The organism is Haloarcula hispanica ATCC 33960, assembly GCF_000223905.1.
GTDB classification, from domain to species: domain Archaea; phylum Halobacteriota; class Halobacteria; order Halobacteriales; family Haloarculaceae; genus Haloarcula; species Haloarcula hispanica.
Genome location: NC_015948.1, coordinates 1,297,496 through 1,320,737, shown reverse-complemented (window position 1 = coordinate 1,320,737; position 23,242 = coordinate 1,297,496). Strand labels below are relative to the sequence as shown.

The following is a 23,242-nucleotide window of genomic DNA, read 5'->3' as shown; positions in this document are numbered from 1 at the left end:
CTCCCTCAGCGTTTCCCCAGCGCTGTCTCGAACACGCGCTGGGCTCGCTCGTAGGCGGCGTTCCGGTCGACGATTGGATGTGGGTACTCCGGTGCCAGTTCCTCGCGTTCGCCGTTCGAGAGCGTCGGCCAGTCGACGATCATGTTCGCCGGAACGTCGCGAAGCTCTGGCACATACTCCGTGACGTAGTCCGCCCCGCTGTCGTACTTGCTCATCTGTGCGACCGGGTCGAAGATACGTACGTCCACGGAGTCGGTCCCGGTCGATGCTGTCCACTGCCAGTTCGCGGCGTTGCTGGCGGGATCGTGGTCAACGAGCTTCCGGCGGAAATGACGGGCCCCCTCGCGCCAGTCCACGAGGAGATGCTTCGTGAGGAAGGAAGCGACGTTCTGACGCGGTCGGTTGTGGATGTATCCCTCCCGTTCGAGCTGGCGCATGCCAGCGTCGACGAACGGATATCCAGTTTCGCCACGCTTCCAGGCCTCGAAGTCATCCGCGTCGTTTTCCCATTCGATGGGGTTCGGGAACGCCTTGTAGTTCTCCGACAGCAATGTGGGGTTGTAGTACAGTAGATGGTAGTTCTGCTCGCGCCAGGAGAGTTCGTAGCGGTACTTCTGGATGTTCCGCTGGGCGTCGCCGGTGGCTTCGGCGTGGCGGTCGGACGCGTCGCGCCACATCTCGCGGATGCCGATCATCCCCGCTGCGAGATACGGCGACATACGCGAGACGGCGCTGGTGGGCCGCTCAACGGCGGCCCGCATGTCGTCGCGGGTGTCGTTGTAGGTCTCGATACCGCCGGTGAGGAAGTCGTCGTACCGCTGCCGTGCGCCCTCGTAGCCGGGCGTCGGCAGGTCGATATCCGTATCGATGGTCGGGGCCGTCGTCGGGTCCGACACATCGACGAGCGAGTCCGAGTCCGGACTCCCGACCGGCGGTAGCTTGTGGTGGGCCTGCCAGTCGTCGTAGAAGCGACTGTGGTTCTCGTACTCGCGGTCAAGTCCGGCCGGGTCGACCAGCGCGAGGTCGGTCAGCGATTTCGTCGAGAGCGCGTCGTCGACGCGGCGTTGGCGGTTGCGTCGCGCGGGACGGTAATGCTCGTTGTAGTACACGCGGTCAGCGTTGTACTTTTCGACGACGTCCGAAAGCACATCGACGGCGGCCCCCTTCCTGACGAGCAAGTCCCCACCGTGGTCCCGATAGGCCTGTTTCAGCGCTCGCACACCGGCCAGCAGGAACGCCCGCTGGCGCTTCCCGACGCTTGCCAGCAGGTCTGTGTCGATAACGTACACCGGTAACACTTCGTCGTCTGCGGCGGCGGCAGTCAACCCCCGGTTGTCCGGTATCCGGAGGTCACGCTGGTGCCAGAAGACGTGCATACCTTTCATTGGGGATACCTGCATATGGGTCCGAACCCGATTCTATTGTGTGTGGGAATCAAGGCCACAGCACAGTCTGTGGTCGGGATACTGAGACCGCTACGCAGGCTTGTGAACGAGGTAGCAGTACTGCGTGAAACTAAAAAAGGTCTCCCCGTGAGCCGCCTGTTCTCGGAGGTCATCGGCCCAGGCCTGTGCCTCTCTCGGCCCGATTGCCTCGTGGTCGGCCGCGTAGTCCTCGATGAACGTCATGAGGTGGGCCGCGAAGGTGTCGTCGAGGCTGGTGTTGACGATGGTGTTCGGTTCGACCCGGTCAATCGTCAGTCCGGCCCCGCGAAGATGCGGGGCAAGGTGGGAACCCAGCCGCGGGTGCGGGCAGTGGTCGTCGAAGGCATCGAGAACGCGCGCCATTCGTTCGGGATTGGGGCTGCGCCACACCAGCGAGGAAAAGTCGGCGTCACAGACGACAGCTGTCCCGCCGGGCCGCAGAACTCGGGCCAGTTCCGAAACAGCCGAAGCAACTGTTTCGAGGTACTCGAACACCTGCACCGCAACGGCCGCGTCAGCCGATTCGTCGGCCACTGGGAGGTCATCGGCGTTTCCCTGTGCTAGGGTCACCTGCGGTAGCGGGGCACAGCGCGCTCGGGAGAGTTCGAGCATCGCCTTGCTCCGGTCGATACCGTGAACGTGTCCCGCATTGCCGACCGCCCAGCCGATCTCCGCCGGCTCAAAGCCCGGCCCACAGCCGATAGAGAGAACCTTGTCGCCTGGTTCGGGCGCGAACAGGTCCCGTACTCGATCCCGTCGCGCCACGGCCGCCGGCGTGCTGTATATCGCTTCCTCTTGCCGGGCTTCCGCCTCGTCGTAGTCGAGTGTGCCGCCCATTTCCGTACACTGCCCATTCAGCTGTCATAAATAAAACCATTCGGTAGCGTTGCACTCGACTCAACTCGGCCCTGGGATTTACTACTGAGAAACCGTCACTGTTACCGGTTCAAATAGAACCACCAGCATACGGCGGCCGCAGGCCGCCGTTTCACGACTTCGCGGCGCGCCGCGAAGTCGCCTTTTTAGCGTAGATTTTTGGGCGGGGGTTGAGCGCTCGCCAGTGGCGAGCGCGAACCCCCCGTCGAAAAAGGTACTAGTAGAACTCGCGGACGAGATCCATCGCACCTTCAGGCGCGCCGTCGGGGATCTCGGCCATCGAGCCCTCGACGCCCTCGCGTTCCTCGAAGGGAACGGAGTCTTCGTCCTGATACAGGACGCCCATGTACTCCTTTTCGCTTTCGAGGATCTTGTCCTTGGCCTGGTCGCGGTCGGACGGGTCGTGGTCGGTCTCGTCGAGGTCGACGATGGCGTCGCGGAAGTAGTCGTAGGTGTCCACGTCGTTGAACGTCACACACGGTGAGTAGACGTTCACGAAGCCGAAGCCGTCGTGTTCGACGGCCTGCTTGACGATCTCGGCGTGTCGCTGTGCGTTCGAGGAGAACGACTGCGCGATGAACGTCGCACCGGAGGCCAGCGCCAGCGCCTTCGGGTTGACCGGCGGCTGGTTCGGCCCGTCGGGCGAGGTCGAGGTCTCGAAGTCCTCGCGGCTCGTCGGCGAGGCCTGCCCCTTGGTCAGCCCGTAGATGCGGTTGTCCATCACGACGTAGCTCATGTCGACGTTCCGGCGGACGGCGTGGATGAAGTGGCCGGCACCGATAGAGTACCCGTCACCGTCGCCGCCCGAGACCATCACTTCGAGGTCCGGGTTGGCCATCTTCACGCCGATGCCCACCGGCAGGGCGCGGCCGTGGACGCCGTGAAGGGCGTAGCTGTGCATATACGTCCCGATCTTACCGGAACAGCCGATACCGGCGACGATGAAGGTGTTGTCGGGGTCGTTGCCCGTCTCTGCCAGTGCCTTCATCATGCCGTTCATCGTCCCGAAGTCACCGCAGCCGGGACACCAGGTCGGTTGCTTGTCGGATTTGAAGTCTGTGAAGCGAACGTCGGAACTCATTGTGTTGCCTCCGGGGGTGTGTCAAGCGTTTGCTTGATCTCGGTTGCCAGTTCGTCTGCTTTGAACCGCACGCCGTTGTACTTGTTGATGCGCTGAACCCGTTCGAGGACGTCGTGTTCGATGACGTCCGCGAACTGGCCGGTGGCATTACACTCGACGACGATGACGTCCTCTGCGGCTTCGATTTCTTCGGAGAGGTCCGGTCGCGGGAAGATGTACGGTACCGAGAGGAACCGCACGTCGTAGTCGTCTTCCTCCAGCAGCGTCAGCCCCTCGCGCAGGGCTCCTTCGTTGGAGCCCCAGGAGATGACGAGCGTATCGGCGTCGGAGTCGCCGAACTCGCGGTAGTCGAAGTCCTCCTGCTCGCGGGCGGTCTCGACTTTCCGCTGGCGCTTGTCGACCTGCTCGATACGCACGTCCGTGTCTTCGGTCCGCCGGCCGAGTTCGTCGTGTTCGAGGCCGGTCGTCATGTGCGCGCCGTCGGTCGTGCCGGGGAACGCACGCGGCGAGACCCCGTCTGCGGCCGCGAAGTGGGCCTGGAAGCGCCCCTTCTCGTCCAGCCAGGCGTCGATCTCGTTCTCGTCGACGACCTTCCCGCGGTCGATTTCGACTTCGTCCATGTCGAAGGTCTCGGGGGAGAAGGTCTGTTCCGTCACGGCCATTGCGAGGTCCGAGACGAGGAAGACCGGCGTCTGGTATTTTTCGGCGAGGTTGAACGCCTCGACGGTCTTCCAGAAGCACTCCGAGACGGTCGTCGGCGCGACGACGAAGCGCGGAATCTCGCCGTGGCCGCCGTACAGCGTCATGTTGAGGTCGCCCTGTTCCTGCTTGGTCGGCATCCCGGTCGAGGGACCGGAACGCATCACGTCACAGATGACCAGCGGCGTCTCGCTGGTGGCGACAAGCCCGAACGTCTCGGTCATCAAGTCGATACCCGGACCGGACGTAGCGGTCATGGCTCGGGCACCGGCGCGGGCCGCACCGAGGGCCATGTTGATGGCGGAGAGTTCGTCCTCGGCCTGGACGACCTTGCCGCCGAACTGGTCGACGCGGCCGGTCATGTACTCCATCACGTCCGTCGCCGGTGTGATGGGGTAGCCGGCGTAGAAGCGACAGCCGGCGGCGATAGCGCCCATGCCGATGGCCTCGTCGCCGTTGAGAAGCACGTAGTCCTCGTCGGTCGTCTCCATGTCGTAGTCGAACTCGCCGTACTCCTCCTGGACGTAGTGCTGTCCCTTCCGGGCGGCTTCCTTGTTGTTCTCGACGATGGCCTCGCCCTTGTCGCCGAAGCGTTTTTCGAGGCTTTCGTCGAGGTTCTCGATGGGGAAGCCGGTGACCTCACACGCCGCACCGAGGGCGACGACGTTGAGCATGATGGCCCCACCCGCGTCCTCGGCGAGTCGTTTCAGCGGTACTTCGAGCGCCGTCGCGTCGCCGGGCACTTCCACGTCCTGCATCGTCGAGCGCTCGCCGTCGTAGATGATGACGGAGTCCTCGTGGAGCTCGTCCTCGTTCTCGTGGATCGTGCGCTCGGTGAGTGCGATCAGGATGTCCAGGCGGTCGACGACACTCTCAACGCGGTCGACTGACGTCCGTACCTTGTAGGCAGTGTACCCGCCGCGGATGCGGGAGGCGAAGTCCTTTGAGGTGAAGACGTGTCGACCAGCCCGGGAGAGTGCCTGCGCGAAAATCTTCCCGGTGGAGTCGATTCCATCGCCGGCTTCGCCGCCGATGGCCCAGTTCAGGTCCTCTGGCATTATATCCCTCGGGTAGCCAGCGTGGCAGGAAAAGCCTTCCGTAACCGCCCGCGCGCGCACTACTCGGTTTCGAGTGAATTCCGCCGTAGTTTCGAGGGAATACCGGCATAATCCCCCGTATGTGGGAAAACACCGGCAACATATGCTGGCTAACGTGAAACTCCGCGACCGTAACCCCCTTGCCCAGTCACGGCAACTCTCAGGTATGGATGAACGAGTCCTCGACGTGGTTGCCGTCCGAGATGTCGGACCAGACACCGTGGCGATTGACTTCGAGACGCCGGACGCCTTCGACGCACAGCCGGGCCAGTTCGTCAAGCTGACGCTGACCGTCGACGGGGAGGACATCTCGCGGTTCTACACCATCTCCTCGCCGACGGTCGATGGGGCGTTCGAGATCACCGTCGGCATTGACCCCGACGGCGAGCTGGCACCACAGCTCGGCGCACTCGAAGCGGGCGACGGCGTCCGCATCGCTGGGCCGTTCGGTTCGGATTACTACGAGGGCGAGAGCCGCGTCGTCGTGCTCGCCGGCGGTCCCGGGGTCGGCCCGGCGGTCGGGATCGCCGAGCGTGCGCTGGACGACGGCAACGAGGCCGCAGTCGTGTACCAGGACGACGCGCCGGTCCACGAGGACCGACTGGACGCGCTCGCCAAGGCCGGGGCGCTCGTCTCGGTCATCGACGACGACGAGCCCCTGACTGAGCCGGTCGCCGAGGCCGTCGAGGACGGCGGTCAAGTGTTCATCTACGGCTTCGCGGACTTCCTCGATGCCGCCACGGAAGCGCTCGAAGACGCCGGCGTCAGTACCGACGACGCGAAGGTCGAGAACTTCGGATAGGTCGGTCAAGCGCCGTGTCACCGGTCGGTCCTGACTTCATCGATGGATAACCGGGAGCGATGTTAGCTTTCATCACCAGCGTCCGGCGCTCGAACAGTCATCACCGGCACCGGCGAGGTTCGGACCAGTTTTTCCGCGACGCTGCCCAGCAGGTAGCGGTCGATACCAGTGCGACCGTGAGTCCCGATGACCACGAGGTCGGCATCAGCCTCCTCGATGGCGTCGAGGATGGCCCGATACGGGACACCGTGCGTGATAGCTGTCTCGACAGTCTCGACTCCCATCCCGGAAAGTCGATCGGACGCATCTCCGACAGCATCCGTCGCGACAGACTCCAGTTCGTCGACGATAACGCTCGACCCGACATCGATGCCGAGTGATCGCGTATCCACGACCGAGACGAGATGGACAGTGGCATCGGTCGCGCTTGCGAGCGCGCCCGTCGGTTCGATAGCTGCCTCCGCGCCGCTACTGCCATCAGTCGGGAGCAGAATGTCGTCGAACGAGACGGTCCCCGGCTCCGCGTCGGCTTTGACCGAGAGGACTGGTACGTCGGCGAGGCGGACGACCTTCTCGGTAACGCTGCCGAGGAGGAACCGCCGGACACCGGTGCGGCCGTGAGTCCCCATGACGATGAGGTCGATCTCGTTCTCGTCGCCGTAGTCGAGAACCGCGTCGTGGACGACTCCCTCGCGGACCGCGGTGGTGACGGACAGGCCCTCGGTGTCGACGTGGTCGGCTTGGGACTCGATGAACGCTTCTGCTGGGGAGTCGCCGTCGTAGTCCCAGTCGTCCGTAGGCCCGTGTTCGTCGACGACCGAGAGAACGTGGACGGCTGCATCGTGAGTGCTGGCGAGCGTCGCGGCGACCTCGAACGCGCGCTCGGAACCGGGGCTTCCGTCGGTCGGAACGAGGATTCTGTCGAACATTGGGTGTCGCTATTCACCGCCGTCGGTGATAAAGTATCGTGGCTGGTACAGGAACGTGGGAGAGCGTCACTGCGACGCAGTGAGTCCGGAACAAAACCTATAACAATCGGATGCCAACATCCCCCATGCGCGAGGCAAGTCGGACGACGCGCCAGCGCATCGCTGACCAACTACGCGACGAAGCGATGGCCGCCGGGACAATCGCGAACGAGTTCGAAATACAGACCAGCGACGCGCTCACGCACGTAGAGCATATTTCGAAATCCCTGGAATCGACCGACGAACAGCTCCTCGTCGCGCCGCCGGAGTGCGAGGAGTGCGGCTTCACGGACTTCGACGACCTGACAAACCGACCAAGCCGGTGTCCGGAGTGTAAATGCGAAGCGGTCTCAGAGCCGGCGTACCGGATCAGCTAACCGGTACGGAGTCCCGGAGAAGCCGATTCCAGCCGCTCAGTTCCCGGAGAAGCCGATGCGACCGCGCGAAGAGAGGTCGTGGTCGCCGGACGGCCCCTGGTTTTCGAACTCGTAGCGCTCGTCGGTCAGGTAGACGACGTCGTCCTCGGTGGTAATCGAAACTTCCTCCAGAACCGCTCCTTCGCAAGGGCCGTAGTTACACAGCCCCGAATCGGATTCGAACGTCGCCCCGTGTTTCTCACACACCAGTTCCCCATTCCGAACAGTCGCCCCACTGCCTTTGTCGAGTCGGACGTCTGTCCAGTGTGGACAGTAGTTCTCGAACGCGACGACCGCGTCGGACAACTCGACGATAATCGCCTCCTTCGTGTCGAAGCCGTCGCGAACAGTGAACAGAAAGGTTCCGTCAGCGGGCACCTCGTCCAGCGCGACGATACAGCTGTCCTCGTCCATACTACGCATCCGTACGGACGTAACCCGTTTCAAACCGCCGATCCCGGCGAGTAACCGCGTGAAGCGCCACGGGCTATTCAGACGGAAACGGCACCGTGCAGTAAGAAGCGAGGCCAGAGCGCGGCCAAAGCTCTCGTGAAGTGAGTAGCCAGCGGTCACTGGTCAGGTTGTCGATTCAGTGTCAACTGTTATCGGGGGACGCTGCGAACGCGACGCTATGGGAGATGTCGTCATTTACGGCTCGTACGGCTACACCGGCAACATCATCGCACAGGCGGCCATCGACCGGGGATTAGAGCCCGTACTGGCCGGCCGGAACCGGGACGAACTCTCGACGCAGGCGATCAAACTCGGCTGTGAGTCCGAAGTCGTCGGGCTGGATGAACCCAAAGTGCTCGACGTGCTGCTCGACGACGCCGACGCCGTCGTCCACTGCGCCGGCCCGTTCAGCCGGACGTGGGAGCCGATGGTCGAGGCCTGCCTGCGAACCGGGACGCACTACCTGGACATCACCGGGGAGCTCGACGTGTTTGAGGCCATCCACAAGCGGGACAGCGAAGCACGGGAGGCCGGGATCGTGCTCCTGCCTGGTGTCGGTTTCGACGTGGTCCCGACGGACTGCCTCGCTGCACACCTCGCCGACCGGCTGCCCGACGCCGACACGCTGGCGCTGGCGTTTCACGCGGAGATGGGCGTCTCGAAGGGAACCGCGAAGACGATGGTCGAACACATCGACGCAGGCGGGGCGGTGCGCCGCGACGGCCGCATAGAGCGAGTGACCGTCGGGAGCGAATCGCGCGAGATAGACTTCGGCTGGGGACACGATGGGATGAACACCGTCTCGATCCCGTGGGGCGACGTGTCGACGGCGTACCACACCACCGGCATACCGAACGTGACCGTGTACATGTCGATGCCGCCGTCGGCGGCCCGACAGCAGCGATTTGCGGGGCTGTTCGCGCCCGTACTCGGTCTCCCGCCGGTGAAAGCCACGCTCAAGTGGTTTATCGAGCAGACGACCGAGGGACCCGACGCTGAAGAGCGCGCAAGTGTGTCCAGTTTCGTCTGGGGCGAAGCCAGAACTGACGACGGCGACCGCGTCGAGTCCCGACTGCGAGGGCCACACACCTACGACCTCACGGCGGCGACGGCGGTCGAAATCACCCAGCGGGTCATCGACGGCGACGCGCCCGCCGGGTTCCAGACGCCCGCCGGCGCGTACGGTCCCGACCTCATTCTCGCTGTCGACGGTGTCGAGCGCGAAGACGTGGTGTGAACGGACTACTTCGAGGTTGGTGAGAAAGTCGGGTATATATCACAAATAAAATAGGAGCGTCGAAGTGTGTCTTCCGGGAGCCGGAAACGCGGTAGAGATAGTGGTTCAGTCCCCGTATCATCGCTATATTACTGTTCAGGTGTGATTGACTTCCGATATGTAACAAATCATATATGCCAACTATTTATTGTGATGTAGAATCTCATCATCTTTTGCGGAAAAGCATGGTAGATAACATGAGACATACCTCGGAGAGCAAATGAATCGACCCCGAATTACCGGCAGTAAGCAGGCGTCTCGGCGAACCGTTCTGAAAGGAATCGGAGTGCTCGGTGCCGCAGTATTCGGCACCGCCGCCTCAGTCGGCAGTAGCGCGGCTGTCGGCGATAGCGCGGTGTACCAGTACTACCACACAGACTGGACAGAGATCACAGCGACGCTGGAAACAGTCGCACAACAGGGCTACGACGCGATTCAGGTCCCACCGGCCCAGCGGAGCCGCCTCGACCGGAGCCATCAGAACGGCGTCACCGACCCACCGCTTGGCTATCAGCCCGTCGACCTGACGGATTTCAACAGCGTGTTCGGCACAGAGGACGAGTACGAGGCGATGGTGCAGGAGGCCCACAATCAGGACCTCGACGTCGTCGCCGACGCGGTCATCAACCACATGGCCGCAAACGACGACTTCCGGGACGCGCCGGGCATTACCTTCGCGGACCTCCCCCGGTTCAGCGAACGCGACTTCCACCCGAAAGACGACATTAACTACGACAACCCGGAATCGGTCGAGGACGACTGGCTCGTCGGGCTGAAGGACCTGAAACAGGAGTCCGCGTACGTCCGCGGCGAGTTGCAGGCCTACGTCCAGAAGTACGCGGACCTCGGCGTCGACGGTATTCGCTGGGACGCCGCCAAACACGTCCCCGAGTCGTTTTTCGCCGACTACGCGAACCAGTGGGCCGACGACCTCGATCTCTGGACAGTGGGTGAGGTGCTCGACGGCGATATCGGCGTCTGCCAAGGGTACGCCGACACGGGGATGTCCGTCACCGACTACCCGCTCTATTACACGATGAAAGAGGAGGCGTTCCACAGCGACGGCAACATGCAGGCGCTCGACGGCGCCGGCATGGTGAATCAGTCGCCGTTCCAGGCGTTTACGTTCGTTTCAAACCACGACAGCGGGCCGCCGGACTACGAGAAACTCGCGTACGCCTACATCCTCACGTACGAGGGGTATCCACGCGTGTACAGCAACCGTATCAGCGTCGACGACGACGATATCCGGAACCTCCTCTGGATCCGGAACAACCTCGCGAGCGGCGGCTCACAGACCCGCCACGTCGACCAGGACCTGTACGTCTACGAGCGAGAGGGGAACCTCCTCGTCGGCCTGAACCGTGCGAGCGGCCAGCGGAGCAAGTGGGTCCCCACGAGCTGGACGAACCAGACACTCAATGATTACAGCGGCAACGCGGGCAATATCTCGACCAACGGCGATAGTTGGGTCCAGATCACCGTTCCCGCGACAAGTTGGGTCTGCTACGCACCCGAGTAGACCGCGGACGCGGACACCAGTAAGCTGGCACGCCAGCGACCCGCGCTGGCTCGCTTTCCACTACCTTCAGCGCGATCAGTAGTACCGCTCCTCGATTCGCTCGTCGAACAGCCGCTGAAGGAGCTTCGTCATCGGCCCGCTCCCCACGGAGATACCGTCGACGGTCGAAACGGGGCGGATCTCCCACGTCGAGTTGGTGAGAAACGCCTCGTCGGCGTCACGCAGGGCATCGAGCGAATAGTGACCGGTCTCGACAGGGAAATCCTCGCCGCGAGCGATGTCCATTACCACGTCGCGGGTGACCCCCGGCAGTAGGTCCAGATCCGTACTCGGCGTCCGGAGGCCGTTGTCCGTGACGAAAAAGAGGTTGCTCGTCGCCCCTTCTGCAAGGTTCCCGTCCGTGTCCCGGATGAGACACTCGTCGGCTGGTTCGCCGCCAGCGGCGGCCTTTCGGAGTTCGAGCCGGCCGAGAATCCCGTTGAGGTAGTTGTGGGTCTTCGCGTCCGCCGGGACGGCCTCGCTCGGAATCCGCCGGGTCCGGACCGTCTGGACCGACGCCGGCTCGTCCCAGACGCGTCCCCCCTCTAACCCACCCTTCGGGAGCCCCTTGCAGATGACGACGACCGTCGGGTCGACATCGCTCCCCGGCGTGAGCTTCCCAGGCTGGACGCCCCGCGTGACCGACAGCCGGACGTACGCCTCGTCGAGGTCGTTGGCCGCGAGCGTCTCGTCGACGCGCTCCCGGAGGTCACCAGGCACGGCGTCGGCAAACCCCAGCGTCTCGGCCGTCCGCTGGAGGCGGTCGCGATGGGCATCCCACCGGAACGGCTCGCCGCCGTAGGCCCGGAGCGTTTCGAACGCCGCGTCGCCGTACATGAACCCGCGGTCGCGCACTGACACCGTCGCCTCGTCTTCGGGGACGAGGTCGCCGTCTACGTGGTATTGCATAGCAGGCAGAAGTTCTCGATCATGGTCTTGCCGTGGTCGGTCAGAATGCTTTCGGGATGGAACTGGACGCCGATGTGCGGGCGGTCGCTGTGGCGGACGCCCATGACGACCTGGGACTCGTCCGTGCCGTCGGCGGTGGCAGGTTCGGACGAGTCTGGCGTCTCTGTGGCTCCGTCGGCATCGTCGTGGCCAACAGTGTACGCCGTCTCGGTCAGCACGTCGGGAAGGTCCTCGCGGTCGACCGCGAGCGAGTGGTACCGACCCACCTCGACGGGGTCCGGCAGGTCTTCGAACACGCCTGTTCCGTCGTGGGTAACCGACGACGATTTGCCGTGGACGACCGCCTCGGCGTGGCCGACTGGCGCGCCGTTGGCCGCACACAGCGCCTGATGACCGAGACAGACGCCCAGCGTCGGGTAGTCCAGCTCCTCGAAGATCGGCATCGAGACGCCCGCCTCTTCGGGCGTCCCTGGCCCCGGCGAGACGACGATGCCGTCGGGGTCCAGTTCGCGGATGCCCTCGATGTCGATGGCGTCGTTGCGCCGGACGATGACGTCGTCCTCAGTCCCGCCGAGTCGGAGGACCACCTCGCCGACGTACTGGACGAGGTTGTACGCGAACGAGTCGTAGTTGTCGACGACCAGCACGGTCGGAGCCAGCGAGTCCGCTGTCGGGCCACCCGCGGCGTTGGTGTCGCTATCGTCGCTGCCGTCGCTACCACGGGAGCCGCTCATTGCTGGTCCTCCATCGCCAGGTCGACGCGTCTCCCCAGCGCTTCGTCGACGGCGTTGACCAGCGCACAGCCCTTGTCAAGCGTCTCCTGATACTCGCTGTCCGGGTCCGAATCGTGAACGATGCCCGCGCCGACGCGGAGGTGGTACTCCTCGGCGTACCGGACCAGGGTCCTGATGACGATGTTCAGCGTCGCCCGGCCGTCGAAGCCGAACAGGCCGATAGAGCCGGTGTACGGCCCCCGTCGCGTGGCCTCAACCTCGTCGATGATCTCCATCGTCCGGGGTTTCGGTGCGCCGGTGATGGTGCCGCCGGGGAACACCGCGGCGATGGCTTCCTGCAGGGACGCGCCGTCACGGAGTCGGCCCTCGACGACCGAGACGAGGTGCATCACCTCTGAGTAGCGGTCAACGCGGCGGTAGTCCGACACCTCGACGCTCCCAAATTTGCTCACTTTCCCCAGGTCGTTGCGCTCCAGATCGACGAGCATCGCGTGTTCGGCCCGCTCCTTCCCGTCGTCGAGCAGGTCCGCTTCCAGTCGGTCGTCAGCGTCGGGCGTCTCGCCCCGCGGGCGGGTGCCAGCGATGGGTTCGGTCTCGATACGGTCGCCGTCGCGGTGCAAGAGGAGTTCCGGGCTGGCGCTGACGAGGTCAACGCCAGGGAACTCAAGCAGGGCAGAGTACGGTGCGGGGTTCACAGTTCGAAGCGCGTCGAACGCCTCGACGGGATGGACTGCGGCGGGTGCGCGGAGACGCTGTGAGACGTTCGCCTGAAACGTGTCGCCGTCGCGGATGTACTGCTTGACCGTTTGGACTCGGTCAGCGAAGGCCTCGGGCGTGCAGTCGCTCTCGAACGTGGCTTCGTCGGCCTCGACCGGCGGGTCCCCGACGGCGGGGTCACCCTGCACGGCCGCCCGGGCCAGGTCCAGAGCGTGTTGCTTGCCGAACTCGTAGGCCAGTTCGGGCGTTTCAAAGTCGTCGACCCGCGGGCAGGCTGTCACGCGCAGCGTCACCGACTCACCGCGGGGTTCCTCCCAAGCGGCGAAGCGGTCGTAGCGGGCCACCTGCAGGTTTGGGAGCGCGCGGTCGGCATCGGCGCTGTCGGGCAGTGACTCCAGTTCCCGCGCCACGTCGTAGGAGAGCCATCCAACGGCTCCGCAGGGATACGGCACGTCGCAGTCACCACGGACCAGCCGCTCGCCGTCGAGAAACTCAGTCAGTGCGGCGAGGGTCCCGCCAGCTCGGGGGTCGACCTCGCGGAAGTCCGCCGGAGCGGTCCCGAAGTAACCCCACCCCGACTGGCCGCCGGTCGTCGCCAGATACACGCCGCCAGTTTCGTCGCGCGCCCGGCGATAGGCGAGAAACGGGTCATCGACGTCCACTCGAACCTCGACAGGGACGCGCGCCGCTGGATGCGCGTCGGCCGCAAGGTCGGTGAACGTGGTCCGGTCGGTTTCGACCGATTGCATTACCGAACGAAAACAGTGCGGCGACTAATTCCCTTGCGGTTCGGCGCAAAAAGACGGAACGTCAACGGTTTCAGAAGTCTTCGGCCCGCTCGATCCAGCCCGAAACACGGCTCTCTGAGAGGTCGGTGTCTGCGGCGATGTCCGCTGCATCCGCAGCGGCCAGTTCGCCCACCGTCTCGATACCGATATCGGCGAGTCGGTCGGCGTAGGCGGGACCGATACCCTTTATTTCCGTGACTGGGGCAGTACTTTCCTCGTCCTCAGTCTCGGCATCAGCCTCGGCCGGTTCTTCGTCAGCGGTGGCTTCCGAGTCGCTGGCTTCGTCGTCGACCACTGGTTCTTGCTCGGACCCTGCTGGAGAAGCATCGGTCGCAGATGTCGATTCGTCGTCGGTAGTCGGTGACTCAGTAGTCTCCGACTCGTCTGTCTGAGCAGATGTTGCACTCCCATCCCCTGATTCAGTCCCGGCCCCGTCCGCGGTATCGGATGTGTGGGTCTCGGTAGTCGTCGCGGTGTTCGTCCCCTTCACAGCGTCTTCGTCTTCAGTAGAGGGCTCTCGCTCGACAGTCACGTCCACGTCGCGATTGGTTCCCGACGTGGATGACCCAGTCCCGTCAAGCCCGAGGGCAGATTTCAATTTCTGAAGCAGACCCATACATGAACGTATTTATCCCCAACACAAATCTCTTGCTGGTGACCGCTCCGTTACAAGTGTTCGCGCAATCGGCCGTTCATCCTGTCTACAGGTGCGTCCTCGCCAGTCCAGCGTTCAAACGCTTCAACCCCCTGATACAGGAGCATCCACGCGCCGTCAACGGTCGTTGCGCCCGCGGCCGCCGCGTCCTGTAGCAGACGGGTCTCGATTGGCGTGTACACCGCATCGAGCACCGCGAGGTCGCTGTGTAACGCGTCGGCGGGGACCGGCGTCTTGTCCTCCTCCATGCCGACGCTGGTGCAGTTGACGAGGATGTCGGCGTTTGCGAGCAGGTCGGAGAGCGAATCGAGCCCGTGGCCGGAGGCGTCCGGGACTTCATCGGCGAGCGCGTCGGCTTTAGACTCGGTCCGGTTCGCGATCCGCACCGACAGCCCCTCGTCGGCGAGACCGAACGCGGCCGCTCGCCCCGCACCGCCGGCCCCAACGACGACCGCCGTACCCGACAGCGACACGTCGTGGTGGTCCAGCGCTCGGACCGCACCGACCGCGTCGGTGTTGTAGCCCGTCGGCGTCTCACCCGCGAAATCAATGGTGTTGACCGCGCCGATGCGCTCGGCGAGCGGCGCGGGGTCGACGGCGTCGAGTACGTCCTGCTTGAACGGGATGGTAACGTTGAGGCCGTCGATTCCGAGCGTCTCCGCCGCTTCGACGGCTTCGGCACCGGCGTCAGCCGACGGTTCGAACGTGACGTAGCGCGCGTCAAGTCCCAGTGCCTCGTAGCCCGCCTCGTGCATCGGCGGCGACAGCGAGTGCCCGACCGGGTTCCCGATGAGTCCGTAAACGTCCATACCAACGCCAGCGCGCCCCGGTCGTATGAACGCCACGCTCTGTGGGAAGCACGGTCTGCAGCCGACACTTTCGCAAGCTTTTCAGCCAGACCCAGCCACACTTCCGACAGTGAGTCGTTTTCGCCATCCACTGATGCAAGTCGCAGTCGCGCTGGCCCTGACTGTCGGCTGGATTTACCTATTTATCTCCGGCATTGAGGTCGGGAACGTGACCACCGTCGCGGTCAGTGGGCTCGCCGTCCTCGGGGCGTCGTTCCTCTTGGCCTGGGGCGCTGAAACCGCCGAGAAAGACGTACCGAGGGCGTTCGCTATCGCCGTCCTCGCCATTCTCGCCGTGGCTCCCGAGTACGCCGTTGACGCGCTGTACGCCTGGAACGCCGGGGCTGGTGGGGCGACGACGGAGGCCTGTCGCCAGTTCACGGCGGCAGAAATCGAGTCCGCAAGCGGGGGGCTCGCTCGCGCCTGTCACGACGCGAACCTCGCGATTGCGAACATGACCGGCGCGAACCGCATCCTCATCGGTATCGGCTGGGCGGGTATCGCCGTGTTCACCGTCTGGCGCGCCGCAAAGACACGGGACCCCGCAGTCACGAAACGCGACGGCTTCCTGAAAGACGCCGTCCAGCTGGACACCGACATCGCAACCGAGATCTCCTTCCTCTTTCTGGCGACGCTGTGGGCGTTTCTTGTCCCTCTCGGCGGCGGTATCGGTATCTTCGATACGCTGTTTCTGGTGGGCCTCTACGTCGCGTACATCGGCCTCGTGCTCAAGTCCGATATCGAACACAGCGAGCACACCGTCGGCGTCCCAAAGTACTTCCAGGAGTGGTCGCTGCCGTGGCGGCCACTCGTCGTCTTGGCGTTGTTTGGCTACTCCGGCGCAATGATTTTCACCGCGGTTGAGCCGTTCGCCCACGGTCTCGAAGAGATCGGTGTCGCGAACGGGATTCCCGAGTTCTTCATGATCCAGTGGGTCGCCCCGCTGGCCAGTGAGTCACCTGAGCTCATTGTCGTCGCCGTGCTGGTCAACAAGGCCCGCTCGACGGCGGGGTTCAACGCCCTCATTTCCTCGAAACTCAATCAGTGGACGCTGCTCATCGGGACCATCGCAGTGGTGTACTCCATCGCACTCGGCGGGTACGGCGTCCTGCCGTTCGACGCCAGACAGGGCGCGGAGATCTGGATTACAGCGGCCCAGTCCTTCTTTGCGCTCGCCATTCTGGTCAACTTCGAGATCAGTATCCGGGAAGCAATCGGGCTGTTCGCGCTGTTCATCTCGCAGGTGGTTCTGGAGTTCGCCATCATCAGGGACCTTCTCGCTCTGCCGATATCGAGTCACGACCTTCTGCTGGCGTATACAGGGCTGTACGTCCTCCTCGGGGTCGGACTGTTCGTCCAGCGCCGCGAAGCGCTGAAACACCTGCTTGGGCTGGCCGGTGACGCCGTCCGGTCCGCGGTGGGTCGTGAACCGGTCCATCTGGAGAACGCCGATTGATGCTCGGAATCGTTGTCTCACACGCCGACGCGGCATCGATGCACATCGGAGAGCACCTGCGCTCATTGCGGGACTGGGAAACGAGCATCGACGAAACGCGGCCCGACGACGAAGGCGGCGGTACGGTGTACCAGATTGACAGCGTGGAACTCCGCGAGTTCGAGGCGTTACATCTGGACATCGAAAACGTCGCGGCAGCGTTCGACGACCCGGACCTGCTGGTGTTCGCCTCAAAACACGCCGGCGAGACGGACGAGCTCCTGACAGCCCACCACACCGGAAACTTCGGTGTCGCGGAGTACGGCGGCGAAGACGGGCAGTTCGCCCGCGCCTGTCCCGGGGCTCACAAGGCCGTGGTGTCGGCACTCCAGCGCCACGCTCCGCCGGACTACGAAGTCGGGATGGAGTGTACGCACCACGGCCCGACAGCAGTCGGTGTCCCGTCGATGTTTGTCGAGGTCGGCAGTGCGGAGCCACAGTGGGAGGACCCCGACGCCGCCGAGGCCGCTGCCAGAGCGATACTGGACCTCGCCGACGAACCGGCTGACAGGCCGCGTGAGAACGGGACGCGCCGCCACCTCCTCGGGGTCGGCGGCGGCCACTACGCCCCGCGGTTCGAGCGAGTTGTTCGTGAGACGGACTGGGCGGTCGGCCACATCGCCGCCAACTGGTCGTTGGACGCGCTGGCGGAGTGGGCCGTCAGCGACGCGGAGCGCGACACAGTGCTCGACCGCGCCTTCCGTGCCAGCGCGGCCGACTACGCTCTCATGGAGGGCGACCGGCCGGACCTCACGGCCGCCATCGAGTCGCTGGGCTACCGCGTCGTCAGTGAGACGTTCGTTCGGGAGACGACCGGTGTCGACCTGGGCCTCGTCGAGACGCTGGAAGACGCTGTCCGGCCGGTCGACGATGGTCTCAGGTTCGGAGAGCTTGCGTCCGGGTACGACGGGGAATGGACCGTAATCGACCTCCCGAACGAGCTTATTTCCGACGTGCGCGGCGTCGATAGCGAGGCACTGCGTGAGACTATCGAACGCCAGTCCATCGCGTACGCGACCGAGCAAAACGGGACTGTCCTCACCGGACCGATTGTCTGTCCGGCGGCGACAGAAATAGAAGCGGTCGTCGAACCGCTGGTCGAAATCCTCGAACGGCGCTTCGACAGCGTCGACTGGACCGCGGACGAACTGGTCGCCCGGGAGACGGCGTTCGACCCGGACCTCGCACGAACGGCCGGTATCCCCGAAGGGCCCAAGTTCGGGAAACTCGCCTCGGGCCAATCCGTCGAAATCGACGGCGAAGAGATTGACCCGGAGCGGTTCCAGCGCGAGCGTATACGTCGATATACGCTGTGAACACTGGCGCGTCAGCCGGTAAAACTATGACTCAACACGTCAGACGTGCGTCAGACGTAGGGGGAAAACTAATAACTGTTCGTCTGCAAGGGGGTTTTAAATTATGGATTCGATAATTGACGACGCTATCGACGAGGCAGAACAAGACGGGGAGGACGCGGCTGGCGGAACTGTCGACGAAACGACATCGACGCCGTCTCAAGACATGTCCACGTCCGGGACGATGTCCGACGAGGAACTGGCAAGCGTCGTCAAGGACCTGGAAACGAAGATCACGGTCGTCGGCTGTGGCGGTGCTGGCGGGAACACGGTCACCCGGATGATGGAGGAGGGCATCCACGGGGCCAAACTCGTCGCCGCAAACACCGACGCACAGCACCTCGCCGACGAGGTGGCCGCCGACACCAAGATTCTCATCGGCCGCAAGCGCACCGGCGGCCGCGGCGCGGGTTCGGTCCCGAAAATCGGCGAGGAGGCCGCCCAGGAGGACATCGAGGACATCCAGCAGTCTATCGACGGCTCAGACATGGTGTTCGTCACCGCAGGTCTCGGCGGCGGCACCGGCACCGGCGCGGCCCCGGTCGTCGCACAGGCCGCGCAGGAAGCCGGCGCACTCACCATTTCTATCGTCACGATTCCGTTTACCGCGGAGGGTGAACGCCGCCGTGCCAACGCCGACGCTGGCCTCGAACGACTCCGTTCGGTCTCCGATACGGTCATCGTCGTGCCGAACGACCGCCTGCTGGACTATGCGCCGTCGATGCCGCTGCAGGACGCGTTCAAGATTTGCGACCGTGTGCTGATGCGCTCGGTCAAGGGCATGACCGAACTGATCACCAAGCCCGGCCTCGTCAACGTGGACTTCGCCGACGTTCGGACCATCATGGAGAACGGCGGTGTCGCGATGATCGGCCTCGGCGAGTCCGACTCCGAGAACAAGGCCCAAGACTCCATCCGCTCGGCGCTCCGCTCGCCGCTACTTGACGTGGAGTTCGACGGTGCGAACTCCGCGCTCGTCAACGTCGTCGGCGGCCCCGACATGAGCATCGAGGAAGCCGAGGGCGTCGTCGAGGAGATCTACGACCGCATCGATCCCGACGCTCGCATCATCTGGGGCGCGTCGGTCAACAACGAGTTCGAGGGCAAGATGGAGACGATGATCGTCGTCACCGGCGTCGAGAGCCCACAGATCTACGGCCAGAGCGAGGCCGAACAGGAGAAGGCCGCCCAGCAACTCGGTGAAGACATCGACTACGTCGACTGAACTGCCTCGTCGTCTCAGTTTTCTGACTCTCCCTAGCTGCCGGTAAATGAATTTATATCCACACGTATGCTATCATAAATGATACTCTCGCCGAAAAGCGTTTATCCGGAAATTCTAACTCTCTTCGCATGTACTCAGATTCGAGGCGTAATGTTCTCAAAAAGTGTCTGGCCGTTGGGAGCTTGGGACTCTCATCCGGTTGTCTCGGCTCTCTGAGCGGAGGCGGTGACACTGTTCAGTTCGGTGCACTCCTTCCACTCAGTGGTGCGCTCGCCCCACTCGGACAACACGGCAAGCGCATGGTCGAGCAGGCGGCAAGCGACGTCAACGCCGCCGGTGGTATCGGCGGTAACGACGTCGAAGTGACCATTCTCGATACCGAGGCGAACGCCGAAACCGCGGTAGAGCAGTACGGAGCACTCGTCGACCGTGGTGTCATCGGCTTCGTCGGCGGCCTCGTCAGTGACGCGTCGCTCGCGCTCGCTCCGGAGGCAGCCAGCGACGAAATTATGGAGGTCAGCCCCGCCAGTACTGCCCCGCAGCTATCGACTGCCGGCCGGGCCAACGGCCGGAAATACTTCGGCCGAACAGTGCCGAGCGACGGGACGCAGGCAGTGGTGATGGCGAAGGCCGTCGACGACCCGCTGTACATCGATGCGGACTCCGTCGCGTTACTGAGCATCGACAACTCCTTCGGTGCCGGACTGGCGGACGCACAGCGTGAGGCACTGAACGCCGATATCGTCGCCGATATCCGATATGACCCGTCGTCGGGATCGTTCGACGACACGCTCGCAGACGTGTTCCAGAACGACCCTGATGCCGTCAGCTTCACCAGCGTCTCCGGCCAGGAGCGCGGTATCCTTGATGCGTACAACCAGTCGGAGTACGACGTTCCATGGGTGCTGTCTGCGGGGATGTTCGGCGGTGACCTCCCGTCGTACTACGACGGGTTCTACAGCGCGTCGCTGTCCTCTGCACGGACGCAAGCGTACTTCGAACTCGTCCGCCGGCTCTCGGATATCGACCAGCCCAGAGCGTACTCGGTCAATGCGTACGACGCGCTGTTTTTGATGGCGTGTGCCGCTGAACAGGCCGGTGAAGCCAGCGGTCCGGCAATCGCCGAGACCATTCAGTCGGTTTCCGGCGGGTCTGGACACACTGTCTCTGTCGGCGACTTCGGTCGTGTTCGGTCACTCACTGAAGCAGGCCGGGCAGTGAATTACCAGGGTGCGTCCGGAAGCGTCGACCTGACGGCTGACCTCGAACCGCTGAGTTCGTACCTGATCGAGCGGGTCACTAACGGGTCAGTCGAGTCGCTGGAGCTATTGCAACCACAGTTCTTCAAATCGGGAGGGTCCCGATGAGTTCGCTCCCGAGCCGGCTGGTTCAGGCAACGGAGCGTGCGCTCCCTGACGTCATTCGGCGTCGGTACGCGGCGAAGTTCGGCGTCCTGTTGCTCGGCGTGGTCGTCTTGCTCGCACTCGGTGGGGCAGCCATCAACCTCGAAACGGGGGCGCTAGTTGAGTCACAGACAGAGGATCAAATCCGCGGTGTCGCGGAGTCCCAATCGAGTTCCGTCTCAACTTGGGTCTCGAACAAGCAGTCGACGGCGTCGTTTCTCGCGGCGTCTATCGGTGATCGGTCCGAGTCCACCTCTGACAGAGAACACCAGCGGTGGCTCGAACAGAAGCTCATTGGGTTACCGGGAGACGTCCGGGCGCTTCATTACGTCGACGCCGCTGACGGTACAGTCACCGCCAGCACCGACGACGAACTGAACGGCGTCGCACTGAGCAACGTCGACGATCCGTGGACCGACGCGAGTGGTGCAGTCGTCTCGTCGGGTCCGACGGGCACGTCCGAAGCGTACAAGAGCAGTAACGAATCGGTTATTGCGTTCGTCCAGCCTGTCTCCGGCAGCGACGAATACGTCGTGCTGACGGCGTCGCTCGAAGCGCGCTCCCACGAGTTCACGTCACCGTTTGCGACCGGCGACGTGAAGGTCGTCGGGTCGAACGGACAGATCATTCTCGACAACCGGAAGAGTTCGATTCTCGAAGAGTACGCAGCGACCGGGGACGCGACCGACACGAGCGTCGAAGCGGCACTGAACGGCGAAACCGGCTACAAGTCCGTCTCCGCCAGAACGGGCATGGAAGACGGGCAGTACGTGATGGCGTACACGCCGGTCACCGGCACTGAGTGGGCGTTGCTGTATCACGTCCCGCAGGACCGCGCGTTCGCCCTGCAGTCGGCTGTCTCCGAGAACATCGCGCTCCTCCTGGCGCTTGCCGTGGGGGCACTGTTCGTCGTCGGCGTGACAATCGGGCGCGGAACCGCGAACGCGCTCTCCCGCGTGGCCGAAAGCGCCGAGGACATCGCCGCCGGTGAGATCAACAGCACCCTCCCCGAGACCACGCGCGTCGACGAGATGGGGCAACTGTACGACTCATTCGCGTCGATGCAGGCGTACCTGACGACCGCTGCGAATCAGGCCGACGCGCTCGCTGACAAGCGGTTCGACGACCCGGCGCTCGACGAGAGCATCCCCGGTGAGTTCGGCGCGGCGCTGGAGGAGATGGGCGAGGACATCCAGACGTTGATTACCGACGTCGAAGCCGCCAGAGACGAGGCGGAGGCGGCGAAGGAAGACGCCGAGGCGATGGCGTCCGCCCTCGAAGCGAAGGCGGCCGAGTTCAGCGACGTGATGGACAAGTCGGCGGCCGGGGACCTCACCCAGCGGATGGCCACCGACAGCGACTACGACGCGATGGTCGACATCGCAGAGAGCTTCAACGAGATGATCACGGAGCTCGAACGGACGGTCAACCGCATCGAAGGGTTCGCCGGAACCGTCGACAGTTCGACGGAAACGATCTCCGCGAGCGCACAGGAAGTGCGGTCGGCTAGCGAGTCGGTGAGCGAGTCGGTGCAACAGATCGCCGAAGGCGCTGACGAGCAAAACCGGAACATCCAGCAGGTGAGCGACGAGATGACCGACCTGTCGGCGACTGTCGAGGAAATCACCTCGTCGACCGACGAAGTCGCGTCGAAGTCCCAGCAGGCCGTCAACGACGGCGAGTCCGGCCGCGAATACGCCGAGCAGGCCGCCGCCGAAATCGAGGCGCTCGAACGGAAGTCCACCGAAGCTATCGAACAGGTGGAGTCCCTCGCAGAGGAGATGGAGCGCATTGGCGAAGTCACGACGCTCATCGACGAAATCGCGGAGCAGACGAACATGCTCGCGCTCAACGCGAACATCGAAGCCGCTCGGGCCGGTGAGGCGGGCGAAGGGTTCGCCGTCGTGGCCCGCGAGATCAAGACGCTCGCCGAGGAAACCCAGGAAGCGACGACCGATATCGAGTCGATGATCGACGACATTCGGTCCCGGACCGACACCACTGTCGAGGACATGCAGGAGATGGGTGAGAGCGTCGACACCGGGAAGAAAACGGTCGAAAACGCGACCGACTCGCTGACCAGTATCGTCCAGCAGGTCAACGAGGCAAACGACGGCGTGCAGGCTATCAGCGACGCGACCGACGAGCAGGCGGCCTCGATGGAAGAGGTCGTCTCGATGGCCGAGGAAGTCGGCTCGATCAGCGAGGAGACATCCGCAGAGGCCGAGAACGTCGCCGCGTCCGCCGAGGAACAGACGGCGTCGATCACGGAGGTCACCGAGAAGATACAGTCGCTCTCCAGTCAGGCGACCGACCTCAAGGACCTCATCGACCAGTTCGAAACCGGCGATGCCGGTGACGGTAGCGACCTTGGGACACACGGATCGGACGGGACTGCGTTGACCGACGACTAACCGAACGTTCGGGAACGCTCGTCCCGGTTATCGCCCCGTTCTGTCG

General features: G+C 63.9%; 20 protein-coding genes. 9 read left to right on the top strand and 11 right to left on the bottom strand.

The annotated features are described in order from the left end of the window. Window positions 1-5: 5 nt before the first annotated feature. From HAH_RS06665 to HAH_RS06650, 4 genes are all read right to left on the bottom strand, one after another. Entirely contained in the window at window positions 6-1,376 is a 1,371-nt protein-coding gene (locus HAH_RS06665; RefSeq protein WP_014040226.1) for a cryptochrome/photolyase family protein, read from the bottom strand. A gap of 99 nt (window positions 1,377-1,475) precedes the next feature. Next, on the bottom strand, window positions 1,476-2,261 hold the full coding sequence (locus HAH_RS06660; protein WP_014040225.1) for a methyltransferase domain-containing protein: 786 nt from the start codon (window positions 2,259-2,261) through the stop codon (window positions 1,476-1,478). Window positions 2,262-2,517: 256 nt separating this feature from the next. Next, a complete protein-coding gene (locus tag HAH_RS06655) occupies window positions 2,518-3,381 on the bottom strand; it encodes a 2-oxoacid:ferredoxin oxidoreductase subunit beta (RefSeq protein ID WP_014040224.1) in 864 nt (287 codons plus the stop codon). Then, complete coding sequence (locus HAH_RS06650; protein ID WP_014040223.1) at window positions 3,378-5,138, bottom strand: 2-oxoacid:acceptor oxidoreductase subunit alpha; 1,761 nt, start codon at window positions 5,136-5,138, stop codon at window positions 3,378-3,380. Before HAH_RS06650 ends, HAH_RS06655 begins: the two co-directional genes overlap by 4 nt. A 205-nt stretch (window positions 5,139-5,343) precedes the next feature. Here HAH_RS06650 and HAH_RS06645 point away from each other — a divergent pair, with 205 nt between their 5' ends. After that, window positions 5,344-5,979, top strand: coding sequence for an FAD-dependent oxidoreductase (locus tag HAH_RS06645; protein WP_044951809.1), 636 nt, complete (start codon window positions 5,344-5,346; stop codon window positions 5,977-5,979). 62 nt (window positions 5,980-6,041) lie between these two features. Here HAH_RS06645 and HAH_RS06640 read toward each other — a convergent pair whose 3' ends face one another. Next, window positions 6,042-6,908 (bottom strand): universal stress protein, encoded by an 867-nt coding sequence (locus HAH_RS06640; protein WP_014040221.1) that lies wholly within the window; start codon window positions 6,906-6,908, stop codon window positions 6,042-6,044. Window positions 6,909-7,033: 125 nt separating this feature from the next. Between HAH_RS06640 and HAH_RS06635 the strand changes: the two genes are divergently transcribed. Further along, complete coding sequence (locus HAH_RS06635) at window positions 7,034-7,324, top strand: transcriptional regulator (protein WP_004592932.1); 291 nt, start codon at window positions 7,034-7,036, stop codon at window positions 7,322-7,324. A gap of 36 nt (window positions 7,325-7,360) precedes the next feature. Here the strand turns inward: HAH_RS06635 and HAH_RS06630 are convergent, their stop codons facing one another. Beyond that, window positions 7,361-7,777 (bottom strand): Rieske (2Fe-2S) protein, encoded by a 417-nt coding sequence (locus tag HAH_RS06630; RefSeq protein ID WP_014040220.1) that lies wholly within the window; start codon window positions 7,775-7,777, stop codon window positions 7,361-7,363. A 217-nt stretch (window positions 7,778-7,994) separates the two neighbouring features. On the opposite strand from HAH_RS06630, the gene HAH_RS06625 reads away from it, so the two are divergent. Both HAH_RS06625 and HAH_RS06620 read left to right on the top strand, forming a co-directional pair. After that, entirely contained in the window at window positions 7,995-9,053 is a 1,059-nt protein-coding gene (locus HAH_RS06625) for a saccharopine dehydrogenase family protein (RefSeq protein ID WP_014040219.1), read from the top strand. Between the two features lie 259 nt (window positions 9,054-9,312). After that, entirely contained in the window at window positions 9,313-10,614 is a 1,302-nt protein-coding gene (locus tag HAH_RS06620; protein ID WP_014040218.1) for an alpha-amylase domain-containing protein, read from the top strand. 75 nt (window positions 10,615-10,689) lie between these two features. Here HAH_RS06620 and HAH_RS06615 read toward each other — a convergent pair whose 3' ends face one another. The 5 genes from HAH_RS06615 to HAH_RS06595 all read right to left on the bottom strand — a co-directional run bounded on the left by HAH_RS06615 (window position 10,690) and on the right by HAH_RS06595 (window position 15,265). Then, on the bottom strand, window positions 10,690-11,562 hold the full coding sequence (locus HAH_RS06615; protein WP_014040217.1) for an aminotransferase class IV: 873 nt from the start codon (window positions 11,560-11,562) through the stop codon (window positions 10,690-10,692). Then, a complete protein-coding gene (locus HAH_RS06610; RefSeq protein WP_014040216.1) occupies window positions 11,547-12,296 on the bottom strand; it encodes an anthranilate synthase component II in 750 nt (249 codons plus the stop codon). Before HAH_RS06610 ends, HAH_RS06615 begins: the two co-directional genes overlap by 16 nt. Continuing rightward, window positions 12,293-13,762 carry an aminodeoxychorismate synthase, component I gene (gene pabB, locus HAH_RS06605; RefSeq protein ID WP_014040215.1) on the bottom strand — a complete coding sequence of 490 codons (1,470 nt, stop codon included), beginning with the start codon at window positions 13,760-13,762 and terminating at the stop codon, window positions 12,293-12,295. The genes HAH_RS06610 and pabB overlap by 4 nt, the downstream gene beginning before the upstream one ends. Before the next feature lie 70 nt (window positions 13,763-13,832). Beyond that, on the bottom strand, window positions 13,833-14,417 hold the full coding sequence (locus HAH_RS06600) for a helix-hairpin-helix domain-containing protein (RefSeq protein WP_023843244.1): 585 nt from the start codon (window positions 14,415-14,417) through the stop codon (window positions 13,833-13,835). 50 nt (window positions 14,418-14,467) lie between these two features. After that, the gene (locus HAH_RS06595; protein WP_014040213.1) at window positions 14,468-15,265 is read right to left on the bottom strand and encodes a shikimate dehydrogenase; all 798 of its coding nucleotides are present in this window, start codon (window positions 15,263-15,265) and stop codon (window positions 14,468-14,470) included. Between the two features lie 133 nt (window positions 15,266-15,398). Between HAH_RS06595 and HAH_RS06590 the strand changes: the two genes are divergently transcribed. From HAH_RS06590 to HAH_RS06570, 5 genes are all read left to right on the top strand, one after another. Continuing rightward, window positions 15,399-16,760 carry a sodium:calcium antiporter gene (locus HAH_RS06590; RefSeq protein WP_007190461.1) on the top strand — a complete coding sequence of 454 codons (1,362 nt, stop codon included), beginning with the start codon at window positions 15,399-15,401 and terminating at the stop codon, window positions 16,758-16,760. Then, complete coding sequence (locus HAH_RS06585) at window positions 16,760-18,115, top strand: D-aminoacyl-tRNA deacylase (protein WP_014040212.1); 1,356 nt, start codon at window positions 16,760-16,762, stop codon at window positions 18,113-18,115. Before HAH_RS06590 ends, HAH_RS06585 begins: the two co-directional genes overlap by 1 nt. Before the next feature lie 103 nt (window positions 18,116-18,218). After that, window positions 18,219-19,379 carry a cell division protein FtsZ gene (ftsZ, locus tag HAH_RS06580; RefSeq protein ID WP_004592941.1) on the top strand — a complete coding sequence of 387 codons (1,161 nt, stop codon included), beginning with the start codon at window positions 18,219-18,221 and terminating at the stop codon, window positions 19,377-19,379. A 128-nt stretch (window positions 19,380-19,507) separates the two neighbouring features. Continuing rightward, window positions 19,508-20,746 carry an ABC transporter substrate-binding protein gene (locus tag HAH_RS06575; RefSeq protein WP_023843242.1) on the top strand — a complete coding sequence of 413 codons (1,239 nt, stop codon included), beginning with the start codon at window positions 19,508-19,510 and terminating at the stop codon, window positions 20,744-20,746. After that, on the top strand, window positions 20,743-23,196 hold the full coding sequence (locus HAH_RS06570; RefSeq protein WP_014040210.1) for a methyl-accepting chemotaxis protein: 2,454 nt from the start codon (window positions 20,743-20,745) through the stop codon (window positions 23,194-23,196). Before HAH_RS06575 ends, HAH_RS06570 begins: the two co-directional genes overlap by 4 nt. The last annotated feature ends 46 nt before the right edge of the window (window positions 23,197-23,242 follow it).